General features: G+C 58.5%; 11 protein-coding genes. 4 read left to right on the top strand and 7 right to left on the bottom strand.

Annotated elements, in window-relative coordinates:
• Positions 1–30: 30 nt before the first annotated feature.
• The gene (gene queA, locus ES815_RS14590) at positions 31–1101 is read right to left on the bottom strand and encodes a tRNA preQ1(34) S-adenosylmethionine ribosyltransferase-isomerase QueA (RefSeq protein WP_142488411.1); all 1071 of its coding nucleotides are present in this window, start codon (positions 1099–1101) and stop codon (positions 31–33) included.
• Positions 1102–1192: 91 nt separating this feature from the next.
• On the opposite strand from queA, the gene acpH reads away from it, so the two are divergent.
• Together acpH and ES815_RS14580 are read left to right on the top strand one after the other, a co-directional pair.
• The gene (acpH, locus tag ES815_RS14585) at positions 1193–1774 is read left to right on the top strand and encodes an ACP phosphodiesterase (protein ID WP_142488410.1); all 582 of its coding nucleotides are present in this window, start codon (positions 1193–1195) and stop codon (positions 1772–1774) included.
• A gap of 127 nt (positions 1775–1901) precedes the next feature.
• Positions 1902–2504: a peroxiredoxin C gene (locus ES815_RS14580; RefSeq protein ID WP_142488409.1), complete on the top strand. Its 603-nt coding sequence runs from the start codon at positions 1902–1904 to the stop codon at positions 2502–2504.
• Positions 2505–2619: 115 nt separating this feature from the next.
• On the opposite strand, the gene malZ is transcribed toward ES815_RS14580, so the two are convergent.
• The 5 genes from malZ to phoB form a co-directional block, all read right to left on the bottom strand.
• Positions 2620–4437, bottom strand: a complete 1818-nt coding sequence (gene malZ, locus ES815_RS14575; RefSeq protein ID WP_142488408.1) for a maltodextrin glucosidase — start codon at positions 4435–4437, stop codon at positions 2620–2622.
• Positions 4438–4568: 131 nt separating this feature from the next.
• The gene (gene proY, locus ES815_RS14570) at positions 4569–5942 is read right to left on the bottom strand and encodes a proline-specific permease ProY (protein WP_142488407.1); all 1374 of its coding nucleotides are present in this window, start codon (positions 5940–5942) and stop codon (positions 4569–4571) included.
• Between the two features lie 79 nt (positions 5943–6021).
• Complete coding sequence (gene brnQ / locus ES815_RS14565) at positions 6022–7341, bottom strand: branched-chain amino acid transporter carrier protein BrnQ (protein ID WP_142488406.1); 1320 nt, start codon at positions 7339–7341, stop codon at positions 6022–6024.
• A gap of 409 nt (positions 7342–7750) precedes the next feature.
• Positions 7751–9046 (bottom strand): phosphate regulon sensor histidine kinase PhoR, encoded by a 1296-nt coding sequence (gene phoR, locus ES815_RS14555; RefSeq protein WP_142488404.1) that lies wholly within the window; start codon positions 9044–9046, stop codon positions 7751–7753.
• Positions 9047–9067: 21 nt separating this feature from the next.
• Positions 9068–9757: a phosphate response regulator transcription factor PhoB gene (gene phoB, locus ES815_RS14550; protein WP_032616792.1), complete on the bottom strand. Its 690-nt coding sequence runs from the start codon at positions 9755–9757 to the stop codon at positions 9068–9070.
• Positions 9758–9951: 194 nt separating this feature from the next.
• Between phoB and sbcD the strand changes: the two genes are divergently transcribed.
• On the top strand, positions 9952–11157 hold the full coding sequence (gene sbcD, locus ES815_RS14545) for an exonuclease subunit SbcD (RefSeq protein ID WP_142488403.1): 1206 nt from the start codon (positions 9952–9954) through the stop codon (positions 11155–11157).
• Entirely contained in the window at positions 11154–14285 is a 3132-nt protein-coding gene (sbcC, locus tag ES815_RS14540; RefSeq protein WP_142488402.1) for an exonuclease subunit SbcC, read from the top strand. Before sbcD ends, sbcC begins: the two co-directional genes overlap by 4 nt.
• Positions 14286–14321: 36 nt before the next feature.
• Here sbcC and mak read toward each other — a convergent pair whose 3' ends face one another.
• Positions 14322–15227, bottom strand: a complete 906-nt coding sequence (gene mak, locus ES815_RS14535) for a fructokinase (RefSeq protein WP_185902337.1) — start codon at positions 15225–15227, stop codon at positions 14322–14324.
• Positions 15228–15255 lie beyond the last annotated feature (28 nt).

Below are 15255 nucleotides of genomic sequence, written 5' to 3'. Positions count from 1 at the left end.
AGTCCGGCGCGTTAGACCAGTGCCGCGGCGTTATTCCCCGACACGTTCATTCAAAGCCTGCGGATTGTACGTGATAAACATCGCGTCACCGTAGCTAAAAAACCGATATTTTTGTTCTACCGCAGCCTTGTAGGCATTCATGGTGTTTTGATAACCAGCAAAAGCCGACACCAGCATGATCAAAGTCGACTCCGGCAGGTGGAAGTTGGTCACCAGCGCATCGATTACCTGATATTGATAACCCGGGTAGATGAAGATTTGTGTGTCGCCAAAGAAGGGTTCGATCAGATCGTTTTTGGCAGCCTGGGCAGCGCTTTCCAGCGAGCGAACCGAGGTGGTACCGACGGCAATGACGCGGTTACCGCGCGCTTTCGCCGCCATCACGGCATCCACAACCTCCTGCGGCACTTCGGCGTACTCGGAGTGCATGATGTGGTCTTCAATGCTGTCCACCCGCACCGGCTGGAAGGTGCCTGCACCCACATGCAGGGTCACAAACGCCATCTCAATGCCTTTTGCACGCAGCTTTTCCAGCAAAGGTTCATCAAAGTGCAGGCCCGCCGTCGGCGCAGCTACCGCGCCAGGCTTCTGGCTGTAGACGGTCTGATACAGCTCACGGTCAGCCTCTTCATCCGGACGCTCAATGTACGGCGGCAGCGGCATGTGGCCGATGCTGTTCAGAATATCCAGCACCGTACGCTCGTCATTAAACTCAACTTCAAAGAGCGCGTCGTGGCGCGCCACCATGGTGGCGTTGATGCTCTCGTCATCGCCCAGCAGCAGCTCCGCGCCCGGCTTTGGTGCCTTGGAGGCGCGAATATGTGCCAGAATACGTTTATCATCGAGCATTCTTTCGACCAGCACTTCGATCTTGCCGCCGCTGGCTTTGCGGCCGAACAGACGGGCCGGGATCACCCGGGTGTTGTTGAACACCAGCAGGTCGCCTGGGTTGAGCTTGTCGAGCAAATCGGTGAAAGTACCGTGCGTCAGCGCACCCGTCGGCCCATCCAGCGACAATAAGCGGCAGCTACTGCGCTCAGGCATAGGATAGTGGGCAATCAGGGACTCGGGTAAATCAAAGGAGAAATCGGCGACGCGCATGGCATATACTCGTGACTTAAAAACAGGCGGCTTAGTCTAGTGCTCACACCTCTTTGCTGCAACAACTAGCCGACCCCGGATAACGAATCGCATGAATTTTCTCGCTCACCTGCACCTCGCCCATCTCGCTGAAAGCTCTCTTTCCGGCAATTTGCTGGCCGATTTTGTGCGCGGCAATCCCGCCGAGGATTACCCCGCCGATGTCGTAGAGGGCATTTTTATGCATCGCCGGATCGACGTCATGACCGACAATCTGCCCGAAGTAAAAGAAGCGAAGGAGTGGTTCCGCCCGGAGACCCGCCGTGTCGCCCCCATTACGCTGGATGTGATGTGGGATCACTTCGTCTCCCGCCACTGGGAACAGCTCTCCCCGGAGATGCCCCTGCCGGCGTTTGTACGCTATGCCCACGCCCAGGTGGCAATCATTCTCCCGGACTCTCCCCCACGCTTTGTGAATCTGAATAATTACCTGTGGTCGGAGCGCTGGCTCGAGCGCTATAGCGAGATGGGCTTCATTCAGCGGGTGCTCAACGGGATGGCCAGCCGCCGCCCGCGTCTCGACGCCCTGCGCGACTCCTGGCAGGATCTGGATGCCCACTACGACGCGCTGGAGACCCGCTTCTGGCAGTTCTATCCGCGAATGATGGAGCAGGCGAAATCTAAGCAGCTTTAATACAACCGCGATTGATAGGTAAAAGCTGGATTAACGATTGTCAGCGCCTCTTTGTCTTTAGGGCGAACACTCTCTATACTGGCCCGCGTTGCGTTCCAAATAACCTTAGTATCTACAGGAGAATCATATGGTTCTGGTAACTCGTCCTGCCCCGGATTTTACAGCTGCAGCCGTTCTGGGCAACGGTGAAATCGTTGAGAACTTCAACTTCAAACAGCACACCAACGGTAAAGCCACCGTTCTGTTCTTCTGGCCAATGGACTTCACCTTCGTTTGCCCGTCTGAACTGATCGCGTTCGACAAGCGTTACGAAGAATTCCAGAAGCGTGGCGTGGAAGTGGTTGGCGTCTCCTTCGACTCTGAGTTTGTACACAACGCATGGCGTAACACCCCTGTCGACAACGGCGGCATCGGTCCAGTGAAATACGCGATGGTTGCGGACATCAAACGTGAAATCCAGCAGGCTTACGGTATCGAGCATCCGGACGCGGGCGTTGCCCTGCGCGGCTCCTTCCTGATCGACGCTAACGGTATCGTGCGTCACCAGGTCGTGAACGATCTGCCACTGGGTCGTAACATCGACGAAATGCTGCGTATGGTTGACGCGCTGCAGTTCCACGAAGAGCACGGCGAAGTGTGCCCGGCTCAGTGGGAAAAAGGTAAAGAAGGTATGGCCGCTTCTCCAGCAGGCGTTGCTAAATACCTGACCGAGAACGTATCCAGCCTGTAATCGGCACGGTTTACGAAAAAGGCCCGCAGATGCGGGCCTTTTTTATGGAGGCGGTTTAGGCGACCCCGCTTTTTGTAGGCCGGGCAAACGTAGTGCCGCCCGGCAACGCAAAGGATTAATTGCCGAACCAGACGGTGGCAGAGATCGCTGGAAGAGAGAGAACGCCCTCCTGCGCCACCCCTTTCCCCTCTTTTAGCTGCCACTGTTTGACCTTCAGCAGCGGCGAATCGTCGATCACCACCTCACAGGCATCGCCCCGATTGATGGCTACCAGCACCCGCTGCTGGTTGTAGACGCGCATAAACACCACCACGTTGTCATGGGCGTAGACCACCTGGCAACCGCCGTAGCGCAGCGCCTGGCTCTGTTTACGCAGTTTAATCAGCCGCTGATAGAGCTTAAACAGTACCGGGTCCTGCTTTTCGGTCTCCCACGGGAAGGTCTTACGGCAGAACGGATCGTTATTGCCGTCCAGCCCCACCTCGTCCCCGTAATAAATACACGGCACGCCAGGCCAGGTAAACAGCCAGGTGACCGCCAGCGGCAGGCGCGCGACATCCTTGCCGAGCAGCGACTTAAAGCGGGCAGTGTCATGGCTGTCGAGCTGGTTAAACATGCGGAGCTGCTGCTGATGCGACAGGCTGGCGCGATAGTTATCCATCCATTTCATGCAGGTTTCAGCGTCGATGTGCTGCGGATCGTAGGAGATATCGGTATTGGCGAGGAAGCCCCACAGCGGGAAGGTGAAGCCGCGGTAGTTCATCGCCGAATCTTCCGCATCGGCCTGCAGCCACTGGCGGGCGTCACCAAAATGCTCGCCAAAGACGAAGGCATCGGGTCGGGCCTGCTTCGCGGAACGGGTGATCCCGGCCACGTGCTGCAGGTTATGGCGTGCCCCGCCCCCTTCTCCCAGCATGTGCACCACATCCAGCCGCCAGCCGTCCATATTCCACGGCGCTTTCAGCCAGTGGCGGACGATACTGTCCTCGCCGCCGTAGATCTCGTTTACCAGCGTCGGGGACTGGTAATCCAGCTTAGGTAAGCTGGCATAGCCCAGCCAGTCGAGGGCGCGGCCCTCGTCGTCAAAGCTGTACCAGTCCCGCTGGGACGAGTCCGGGTTATGGCAGGCGCCGCCGGTTCCGCGGTTATGGCGGTCGAACCAGGCGTGGGAATCGCCGCTGTGGTTAAACACGCCGTCCAGGATCAGGCGCATCCCTTCCCGGTGGGTATTTTCCCGCAGGCGTAACAGGGCCTCATCGCCGCCAAACTGCTCATCCACGTGACGGTAATCTTCGGTGTCGTACTTATGCACGCTGGGAGCGACAAACACCGGGTTGAGGTACAGCGCCGTAACGCCGAGTTTTTTCAGGTAGGGCAGCTTCTCGCTGATGCCGTCCAGATCGCCGCCGTAAAAGGTTGAGCCCCCCGCCTGGGCGGTGACCGGTTCATCCCATTCATGGAAGATGGTCTCGTGGCCGGCGGCATGGTGATAGTGCGTTTTGTCCCGCTCCGGATCGCGCTGCTGGCTGCGGGCGAAGCGGTCCGGGAAGATCTGATAAAAGACCTGTTCCACCACCCACTCTGGCCCGGCATCCGGGTAGTCGACGGCGAACTGCTCCAGCCGGGCGGGTGGAAAGCGGCTGAACCCCTGCGGGGTGAACCACAGCTGGCGGTTATGCCAGAGCATTTTAAAGCTGTAGCGGTGGCGCGGCTGCCCTTTGGTTGTGTCGATGGTCGCCCGCCAGGCGGTGACGCCGGGCTGCGGCTGGCTGCGCAGCTTGTGCATCGGCAGCGAGGTCTCTTCATTATCGAATTCAGCGCGCATTGTCACCCGCTCAGGCAGGTGCTCACCCGTCAGCCACAGCGTGATGACGAGTTTATCGTTGTTTTGCTTAACAAATGGGGCAACCGGCAGGTGCCATGCATTCAACATCTCTTATCCCCTTTCCCAGAAATGAGGTCACCTTGCCACAGGGTAGTTGATGTTCACTCCTCACGAAGAGGTTTATTGGGGGAGGAGGAAGGGGGAGGAGAAAAATGCCCGGCTTTTGCCGGGCATTCTGATTACTGCACTTCCGCTAACTGGCGCTCGCGGCGGCGTTTAAATACCCAGCCCACCAGCAGCAGGGCAATCCAAGCGAAGCCGACATACAGCGAGATGCGGGTTTCCGGGTGGTAACCAATCAGGCCGATAATAAAGACCAGGAAGATCAGACCGCCAACGGTACTTGCCACGCCGCCCGGCACTTTAAACTTCAGCGCTTTTACCTCTTCAGGCGACAGACGACGACGGAAGCCAATCTGCGACATCAGGATCATGATCCACACCCAGACGGTGGCGAAGGTCGCCAGGGAGGCAATCACCAGGAAGACGTTCTCCGGCATGATGTAGTTCAGATAGACCGACAGCAGCAGCGCAACGGTCATCACCAGCACCGTCACCCACGGCGTGCCGCGGCTGGAGGTTTTGGCGAAGGCCTTCGGCGCGCTGCCCTGCTCTGCCATGCCGTGCAGCATACGCCCCACGCCAAAGACATCGGCGTTAATGGCGGAGAGCGAGGCGGTCAGCACCACAAAGTTAAGGATGCTGGCGGCAAAGGTGATCCCCAGATGCTGGAAGGTGAGCACAAATGGGCTGCCGTTAGTACCAACCTGGTTCCACGGGTAGATGGACATGATCACGAACAGCGTCCCCACGTAGAAGACCAGAATACGCATCGGCACCGAGTTGATGGCGCGCGGAATAGACTTCTCTGGATCTTTCGCTTCACCGGCGGTAATGCCGATGATTTCGATCCCGCCGTAGGCAAACATCACCATCTGCAGCGACATCACTATGCCTATCCAGCCGTTACTGAAGAAGCCGCCGTTGCTCCACAGATTATGGATCCCGGTCGGTTGTCCGCCGTTGCCAATTCCCCAGATGATGATGCCAATACCGGCAGCAATCATGATGATGATGGTGGCGACTTTAAAGAAGGAGAACCAGAACTCCAGCTCGCCAAACACCTTCACGCTCATCAGGTTGATGGCGCAGATGATCAGCACCACGCTGAGTACCCAGACCCAGTGCGGCACGGTCGGGAACCAGACGCCCATATAGATGCCAAAGGCCGTCACGTCGGCGATGGCCACAATCAGGATTTCGAAGCAGTAGGTCCAGCCGGTGATATAGCCGGCGAGCGGGCCTAAGTTTTCCTGGGCATAGCGGGAGAAGGAGCTGGCCGACGGGTTATGAACGGACATCTCCCCCAGCGCACGCATGATGATGTAGGCGGCAACACCGCCGATAAGATAAGCCAGCAGAACGCTGGGACCGGCCATTTTGATGGCATCTGCCGAGCCATAAAAAAGACCGGTGCCGATTGCAGAACCCAGCGCCATAAAGCGGATGTGGCGGGCGCTCAATCCACGCTTGAGTTTGTTAGTGCTTTCCATTTGTTGTCATGCCATTCAGACTAAAAAAAACAAAAAACCACGGGGCATTACGCCCCGTGGTTTAACATTCAGCCGTTGATTAGTGCGCGTTCGATGTAACCTGACGCCCTGCAGCACGATCCCAGATAATAGCCAGTACCAGTGCAACAACGGTAGGCATCAGCCACGCCAGACCCTGTTCAGACAGCGGCAGACGCTGTGTCCAGGCGGGCAGCATGGCGCTGATTGCCGATGCCTTAATACCGTCAAGCATACCAAAAAGCAGACTGATAAACATGGCCGGAGCGATAATTCGTGTGGAATTATTCCACCAGCCGCGGGTGAAGCTCAACACCACCAGCACGATGCACGGCGGGTAGATGGTGGTCAGCACCGGAATAGAGACCTGAATAAGATGGCTCAGCCCCAGGTTCGACACCGCCATCGAGAAGCCGCCGAGGATAAACACCAGCGTACGGTAAGAGAGCGGAACGTACTGAGCAAAGAACTCCGCACAGGCACAGGTCAGGCCAACCGCCGTCACCAGACAGGCCAGGAAGATCAGGATAGCCAGCATCATGCTGCCCGCGCCGCCAAAGGTGTGCTGAACGTAGGCATGCAGAATAGCCGCACCGTTCGCGCCCTGGTCAACCAGCACGCTGCTGTCGGAACCCAGACGGAACAGCGCCAGATAGAGCAGCGCCAGCCCAGCGCCCGCCATCAGGCCAGCCCAGACGGTGTAGCGGGTCAGCAGACGCGCTTCGGTCACGCCGCGGGAACGCGCAGCGTTAACGATCACGATACCGAATGCCATTGCGCCCAGCGTATCCATGGTCAGGTAACCGTTCACGAAACCGTTAGAGAAAGCGGCGTTCTGATAGGCTTCGGTGGCGGAGCTCAGCGGGCCAGCAGGCCAGACAATCGCCGCTACAGCCAGCACCAACAGGGCCAGAATCTTCATTGGGGCCAGGAAGTTGCCCACGGTATCCAGCAGCTTGCCAGGATAGAGCGACACCAGGATCACGATGGCGAAATAGACCAGGCTGTAGATAAACAGCGGCAGCGGGCCATCGCCGGTCAGCGGGGCAATTCCCACTTCGAAGGAGACGGTCGCGGTACGCGGGGTCGCAAACAGCGGACCGATCGCCAGGTAGCAGACCACGGCCAGCATCACCCCGGCGACTTTACCAATTGGCGCGCTGAGGCTGTCGACGCCGCCGCCTACTTTCGCCAGCGCCACGACGGTCAGTACCGGCAGGCCCACTGCGGTGATCAGAAAGCCGATCGCCGCGGTCCAGACGTGTTCACCCGCCTGAAGACCCACCATTGGTGGAAAGATGATGTTGCCCGCGCCAACGAACAGCGCAAATGTCATAAAGCCCAGTGCGATGATATCGCGCGATTTCAATTGATGGGTCATAAAACCTTACTGCCTGTGGATGTGGTGTTGAAAACGTTGAATTTTTCGCTATCCCATGCGGAACAAAACAGCGGAAAAAATGTGCAATTTCAGCGGGAAATGCTCCCCTGCTGCCGTGGTCAGGAATATTTTTTCGATTTACCACGCAAATACAGTCTGTCCGACAATATCAGGAGGGCAATTTAAACGCTTATAACGTTTAAAGGCAATATGGGATCGCAAAACCAGAACAATATGCCAGGTTGAAAGTAAGACCTGAAACATTACACCAATTATCAGAAAAACCCATGGCTAATCATGCGAACAAAAAAGCATCAGGCGTATAAAATTTACCCGCGCTTCGGTTGACTGCAAAGCAAACAGGCCAGCTTACGCTGGCCTGTGGCAATATCTGATTACAGGAGGGGCGTCAGGCGCTGTTACTGGCAATCAAACGTTCCGGGATCACGAAACTGAAACGCGTACTTTTGCCCGGCGTGCTGACGATATCGAGACGGCTGTCGTGGTGATTGATGGCGTGCTTCACGATAGCCAGCCCCAGTCCGCTGCCGCCCGTCTGGCGAGAACGGGCTTTATCCACCCGATAAAAACGCTCGGTAAGACGGGGAATGTGCTCCGGACCGATACCCGGGCCATTGTCTTCCACGCTGAACTCCGCCCCCGTGGGCGCATGCTGCCAGCGCACGGTGATGTGGGTTCCCGCCGGAGTGTGATTCACCGCGTTATAGACCAGGTTGGAGATGGCGCTGCGCAGCTCATCGGTACTGCCGCGCACTTTGAGGCTGTTATCTACCTCGAAGGTGAGCTGATGTTGCTGCTGGCTCAGGGTTTGCGCCTCGCGCTCTAACATCCGCAACATCATCGGCACGTCGATGGTTTCGTTGAGCGCCAGGGTTGGCGCAGCCTCAATACGGGAGAGGGTCAGCAGCTGCTTCACCAGCCCCTCCATGCGCTGCGTCTGCTCGCGCATGGTCTGGAGCGCTTTTTCCCGCGGCGCGCCTTCCAGGGTCTGCTCCTGCATCATCTCCAGATAGCCCTGCAACACCGTCAGCGGGGTGCGTAACTCATGGCTGACGTTGGCGAAGAAGTTGCGCCGCGCCCCTTCCAGCTGGTGCATTTGCGTCACATCGCGTGCCACCATCAGCCACTGTTTGTCGCTGTAGGGCATGACGCGGATCTCCAGATGGCGACCGTTGTTCAGCACCAGATTGTGCGGGCGGGTGAAATCGCGTTTCTTCAGATACTGCGCGAACTCGGGGTAGCGCAGCAGGTTGAGGATGTTCTGTCCATTATCGTCAGGCCAGCGCAGGCCCAGCAGCTGTTGCGCCAGTCCGTTACACCAGAACATCGCTCCCTCTTCGGTGGTGAGCACCACCGCATCCGGCAGAGATTCCGCACCACTGCGAAAGCGTTTGATCAGGCTACCTAGCTCGCGTCGGCGTTTTTTATTACGCATCTGCATCTGGTGCAGGCCATACAGAAGGGGTTCCCAGCTGCCGCTGCCTGGCGGTGGGGTCATACTTCTGTCAACCCACAGCCACCATGAGAGGCGGAGCAGATTCCAGAAGTGCCAGATCAGCAATCCCGTGACTGCTGTCAGCAAAAACCAGGGTAAATAACCGAAAACGGCCCCGAGGATCAGGGCCGGGATACAGCAAAGGACCAGTTCAAAACAGAGCCTTTTCCATGACAGACGTTCCAGCACGCGTCACACTCCTGTCATTGTTCAGAAACGGGTTGAGAAACGATAACCCGTGCCGCGGACGGTCTGTACCATGCGATCGTGACCGCTGGTTTCCAGGGCCTTACGCAGACGACGAATATGCACATCCACCGTCCGGTCTTCAACATACACGTTAGTGCCCCAGACATTATTGAGCAACTGCTCGCGGCTGTAGACGCGTTCCGGGTGGGTCATGAAGAAGTGCAGCAGTTTGAATTCGGTCGGTCCCATATCGAGAGGATTTTCACCGGTCATCACGCGGTGCGAAGTAGGATCCAGGCTCAGGCCCTGCATCTCAATCACCTCTTCCACCGCCATCGGTGAAATACGGCGCATCACCGCCTTGATACGCGCCACCAGCTCTTTCGGGGAGAAAGGTTTGGTAATGTAGTCATCCGCCCCGGTCTCCAGACCGCGAACGCGATCTTCCTCTTCGCCGCGGGCCGTCAACATCATCACCGGGATATCGCGGGTTAAGGCTTCACGTTTGATATGTTTGATGAATTGCAGACCAGAGCCGCCGGGCAACATCCAGTCGAGCAGGATCAGATCGGGCCAGGGTTCGTTGAGCTGATTCACCGCGCTGTCGTAATCTTCGGCTTCCACCGGTTGAAAGCCATTTTGTTCGAGCACGAAACAGACCATTTCACGAATGGGTGCTTCATCTTCTACGACCAGAATACGTCTCGCCATACTTAGCCCTGTCTTATTTAGGTTACATGTTTGTAATACGGCGTCATTATGCGTCAGATTTATGACAGATTTATGAAAAACCTGCCCACCAATAAAGGCAAGCCGTTGTTTTCTGGCCGCCCTGATTGTAGCGGTTATCTTCCTTCCCCTGAATGTTTATAATCCCGCTTACTTTTTTTTGCCACGGATCTGTTATGCGCATACTTCACACCTCGGACTGGCATCTGGGACAAAACTTTTACAGTAAAAGCCGCGCCGCCGAACATGAAGCGTTTCTCAACTGGCTGCTTGAGATGGCACAATCTCACCAGGTGGATGCCATCCTCGTGGCCGGGGACATCTTCGACACCGGATCGCCGCCCAGCTATGCGCGAGAGCTGTATAACCGTTTCGTGGTCAATCTGCAGAAGACCGGCTGCCATCTGGTGATTGTTGCGGGCAATCATGATTCCGTGGCCACGCTGAATGAATCCCGTGAGATTCTGGCGTTTCTCAACACCACCGTGGTCGCCAGCGCCGGTCACGGGCCGCAAATTCTGCACAAACGCGACGGTACCCCCGGAGCGGTGCTCTGTCCGATCCCGTTCTTACGTCCTCGCGACGTGATGAAAAGCCAGGCGGGCCTCTCGGGGATGGAGAAACAGCAGCAGCTGTTAGCCGCCATCACCCACTATTATGCCGATCAGTATACCGCCGCCTGCCAGCTTCGCGGCGACAGCGTCCTGCCGATTATCGCCACCGGGCACCTCACCACCGTCGGCGCCAGTAAAAGTGACGCAGTACGTGACATCTATATCGGGACGCTGGATGCCTTCCCCGCCCAGCATTTCCCGGCGGCGGACTATATCGCGCTGGGCCATATCCACCGCGCCCAGAAGATTGGCGGCTGCGACCACATTCGCTACTGCGGATCCCCTATCCCCCTCAGCTTTGACGAAACCGGCAAAAGCAAATGCGTGCATCTGGTGAGTTTTGACCAGGGTAAGCTCAGCGCCGTTGAATCTCTGGAGGTGCCCATCACCCAACCGCTGGCGGTGCTGAAGGGCGATCTGGCGGCCATCGCCGCCCAGCTGGAGCAGTGGCGCGGCGTGGAGCAGACGCCCCCCGTCTGGCTGGATATCGAAATTGCCACCGAGGAGTACCTGCACGACATGCAGCGTAAGATTCAGCGCCTGACGGAAGATCTGCCGGTGGAGGTGCTGCTGGTGCGGCGCAGTCGAGAGCTGCGCGAGAAGCTCCTCGCCAACAGCCTGCGTGAAACCCTCAGTGAGCTGCGCGTGGAAGAGGTGTTCGAACGCCGCCTGGCGCAGGAGACCCTCGACGACGCCCAGCGAACCCGGTTAAACGAGCTGTTCAGCCATGCGCTGCACGCCCTGGATAACGAGGAGGATAACGCATGAAAATTCTCAGCCTGCGCCTGAAAAACCTCAACTCGCTCAAGGGCGAATGGAAAATCGATTTTACCGCCGAGCCCTTCCTCAGCAACGGCCTGTTTGCCATCACCGGCCCTACCGGCGCCGGGAAAACGACCCTGCTGGATGCCATCTGCCTCGCGCTCTACCACGAGACGCCGCGCCTCAACACCGTATCGCAATCGCAGAACGATCTGATGACCCGTGACACCGCCGAGTGTCTGGCGGAGGTGGAGTTTGAGGTGAAAGGGGTGGCCTATCGCGCCTTCTGGAGTCAGAACCGGGCGCGCAATCAGCCGGACGGTAATCTCCAGGTGCCGCGCGTGGAGCTGGCCCAGTGCGAGGACGGCAAAATCCTCGCGGATAAAGTGAAAGATAAGCTGGAGCTTGTCGCCTCGCTGACCGGGCTGGACTATGACCGCTTTACCCGCTCGATGCTGCTCTCCCAGGGGCAATTTGCCGCTTTCCTCAACGCCAGGCCGAAAGAGCGCGCCGAGCTGCTGGAGGAGCTGACCGGCACCGAAATTTACGGCCAGATTTCGGCGATGGTATTTGAAAAACACAAAGCGGCGCGCAGCGAGCTGGAAAGACGTGAAGCTCAGGCCGCCGGCGTGGTATTACTCAGCGACGAGCAGCAACTGCAACTTCAGCAAGGTTTGCAGGTACTCACTGACGAAGAACAACAGCTGCTGGCTCAACAGGAAGCGCAGCAGAAAGATTTTCACTGGCTGACCCGCCACGATGAGCTGTTGCGTGAGCAGCAACGGTCGATGGCCGCCCGGCAGCAGGCGCAGCAGGCCCTGGCCGACGCTACGCCAGAGCTGGAAAAGCTGCATCTGGCCCAGCCCGCCGCCCTGCTGCGTCCGCAGTGGGAGCGGCAGCAGGAGCAGAGCATCCGCCTGGCGCAAACGGAACAGCAGATGCTGGATGTGAATACTCGCTTACAGTCCAGCGAGGCGCTGCGCGCGCGGATCCGCAACGGAGCACTGCGTGCGCAGGAACAGCTGCAGACCGAGCTCACCACCCTGACGCAGTGGCTGGCCGACCACGACCGCTTGCGCCAGTGGGGTCAGGAGATGGCAGGCTGGCGTGCACACTTTACCCAGCTGAATCGCGATAAAACGCAGCTCGCGACGCTGACCCGGCGTATTGCGGAATTACGGCAGAAGCTGGCAGGTCTGCCGGAAAACAGGCTGACGCTCACGGCGGAACAAGTCACCGCCGAAATGGCGCTGCAAAACCAGGCCCGCGCGGCGCGCCAGCGTCTGACCACCTTGCATGCCCGCTATCAGCCTCTGCAAAAGCGCCTCAGCCAGAATAACGAAAGCGTGCAAAAGGCGCAGGGCGAGCTGGCAAAACTCAACGAAACGCTGACGCTGCGCCGCCAGCAGTACAAAGAGAAAAACCAGCACTATCTCGATCTGAAAGTCCTGTGCGAGCAGGAAGAGAAGATCAAGAAGCTGGAGAGCTATCGGGCCGAACTGGAATCCGGAAAACCCTGCCTGCTCTGTGGCTCCACCGAACATCCGGCGATCGCGCAGTACCAGGCCTTAGCGCTCACGGAAAACCAGCGCCGCCGGGACGCGATGGAAAAAGAGGTCGCCGCCCTCAAAGAGGAAGGCCTGCTGCTGCTGGGCCAGGTGAATGCCCTCACCACCCAGCTGCAGCGGGAAACAGACGAGGCGCAGACGCTGGCCCGGGACGCGCAGGCGCTCACCGAGGAGTGGCAGCAGGTTTGCGCTTCCCTGACGGTGACGTTGAATATTCAGGATGATATCGCTCCCTGGCTGAATCAGCAGGAGCAGTACGAGCAGCAGCTTTACCAGCTTAGCCAGCGCCTGGCGCTGCAAAACCAGCTAACAGATGAGGAAGCCCAGGAGCAAAGCTATCTCCAGCAGCTGGCGGCAACCCGCACCACTATGGAGAAATCCCTCCAGGAATTGTCGCTGGCGATGCCTGAGGACGGCGGGGAGCCGGCCTGGCTCGCGGAACGTGAAAAAGAGGCGCAGCACTGGCAGGCGCTGCAGTCCCAGCATAGCGCCCTGCGGGAACGCATGGCTGCCCTGACGCCGCTGCTGGAGACCCTTCCGGTGGCGGAGACCATTGAAGCAGAAAGCGTTATTCCGGAAAACTGGCGCGAAATTCATACCGAATGCGTCTCCCTGCGCAGCCAGCTTGCCACCCTGCAACAGCAGTTCAGGCTGGAAAGTGAACGCCTGCAACACGCCCAGGAACAGTTTGCCGCCGCGCTGGCCGCCAGCGTCTTCAGCGATCGCGAGGCGTTTCTCGCGGCCCTGCTGGATGATGCGACCCTTCACCGTCTCGAGCAGCTGAAACAGACTCTGGAAAATCAGATCCAGCAGGCCACGGCGCTGCTTCAGCAGGCCGGTCAGCGCCTGAAGGAACATCTGGAACATCGCCCGGACAACCTGACGACAGACGTGCAGCTTTTACAGGCGCAGCTACAGCAGCTCGCGCAGAAGCTGCGTGAAAACACCACCCGCCAGGGGGAGATCCGCCAGCAGCTCAAGCAGGACAGCGATAACCGCCTGCACCAGCAGGCGCTGATGCAGGAAATTGCGGCCGCAGCCCGGCTGGCGGATGACTGGGGTTATCTCAACGCGCTGATCGGTTCTAAAGAGGGGGATCGCTTCCGTAAGTTTGCCCAGGGCTTAACCCTCGACAACCTGGTGTGGCTCGCCAACCAGCAGCTGACCCGCCTGCATGGCCGCTACCTCCTGCAACGCAAGGCCAGCGACGCGCTGGAGCTGGAAGTGGTAGATACCTGGCAGGCGGATGCCGTGCGCGATACCCGCACCCTTTCCGGCGGCGAAAGTTTCCTCGTGAGTCTGGCGCTGGCGCTGGCGCTCTCCGACCTGGTGAGCCACAAAACGCAGATTGACTCGCTGTTCCTTGATGAGGGTTTCGGCACCCTGGACAGCGAAACGCTGGATACCGCTCTGGATGCCCTGGATGCACTGAATGCCAGCGGCAAAACCATCGGCGTCATTAGCCACGTCGAGGCGATGAAAGAGCGCATTCCGGTACAGATCAAAGTGAAGAAAATTAACGGGCTAGGGTACAGCAGACTGGATAAAGAATTTGCCGTTTCGTAGGCCGGGCAAGCGCAGCGCCGCCCGGCATTCACACGATCAGTGTGGCCATAACCAGGCGGCGCCGCGCACGCCGCTGGAGTCGCCGTGTACCGCTTTGCGGATCGGCGTTTCACATTCACCGCCAAACACCCACTGCTTCACCAGCTGCGGTACGGTGGTATAGAGGCGATCCACGTTGCTCATTCCGCCGCCCAGCACGATCACGTCCGGATCGAGAATATTCACTACGTGCGCCAGCGATTTAGCCAGCCGCATTTCGTAGCGGCTGAAGGCCAGCTCCGCAACGGCGTCCTGCTCTTCCACCAGACGCATGATCTCATTGCCTTTCAGCGGATGTCCGCTCAGACGACGATAATCGGTGGCGAAACCGGTGCCGGAAATAAAGGTTTCGATACAGCCCTGTTTTCCGCAGTAGCACGGCACTTCGGCGCGGTACTTCAGCTCGTCCTCATCCATCCACGGCAGCGGGTTATGTCCCCACTCGCCTGCGGTGCCGTTGCCGCCGATATGGGCCCGGCCACCAAAGGCCACGCCTGCCCCACAGCCGGTGCCGATGATTACCGCGAATACCGTCTGCGCCCCCGCTGCCGCGCCGTCGATCGCCTCCGATACTGCCAGGCAGTTGGCGTCGTTCGCCAGCCGCACTTCCCGGTTCAGGCGCTGGCTTAAATCGCGGTCGAAGGGCTGGCCGTTAAGCCAGGTGGAGTTAGCATTTTTCACCACCCCGGTATAGGGCGAAATCGAACCTGGAATGCCCATGCCCACCGTGCCCGTCTGGCCGGTGGCCTTTTCGGCCTTCTCCACCAGGCTAGCAATGGTTTCAATGGTCTGCCGGTAATCATCGCGCGGGGTCGGCAGGCGATGGCGGAACAGCTGTTCCCCCTGCTCGCCCAGGGCAATGACTTCTGTTTTGGTGCCGCCGAGATCAATACCAATTCGCACAGGACGTTCCTCATTTTTTTGATTATCA

Source organism: Leclercia adecarboxylata (assembly GCF_006874705.1).
GTDB lineage: Bacteria > Pseudomonadota > Gammaproteobacteria > Enterobacterales > Enterobacteriaceae > Enterobacter > Enterobacter adecarboxylatus_C.
Note: the sequence above shows the minus strand (reverse complement) of the source record. Positions and strands in the feature narration are given on the sequence as shown.

Excerpts from the sequence above, each read along its gene's own strand:
- phoB (WP_032616792.1), bottom strand. The coding sequence starts at position 9,757 with ATGGCGAGACGTATTCTGGTCGTAGAAGATGAAGCACCCATTCGTGAA.
- brnQ (WP_142488406.1), bottom strand. The coding sequence starts at position 7,341 with ATGACCCATCAATTGAAATCGCGCGATATCATCGCACTGGGCTTTATG.
- malZ (WP_142488408.1), bottom strand. The coding sequence starts at position 4,437 with ATGTTGAATGCATGGCACCTGCCGGTTGCCCCATTTGTTAAGCAAAAC.
- acpH (WP_142488410.1), top strand. The coding sequence starts at position 1,193 with ATGAATTTTCTCGCTCACCTGCACCTCGCCCATCTCGCTGAAAGCTCT.
- proY (WP_142488407.1), bottom strand. The coding sequence starts at position 5,942 with ATGGAAAGCACTAACAAACTCAAGCGTGGATTGAGCGCCCGCCACATC.
- sbcC (WP_142488402.1), top strand. The coding sequence starts at position 11,154 with ATGAAAATTCTCAGCCTGCGCCTGAAAAACCTCAACTCGCTCAAGGGC.
- sbcD (WP_142488403.1), top strand. The coding sequence starts at position 9,952 with ATGCGCATACTTCACACCTCGGACTGGCATCTGGGACAAAACTTTTAC.
- queA (WP_142488411.1), bottom strand. The coding sequence starts at position 1,101 with ATGCGCGTCGCCGATTTCTCCTTTGATTTACCCGAGTCCCTGATTGCC.
- ES815_RS14580 (WP_142488409.1), top strand. The coding sequence starts at position 1,902 with ATGGTTCTGGTAACTCGTCCTGCCCCGGATTTTACAGCTGCAGCCGTT.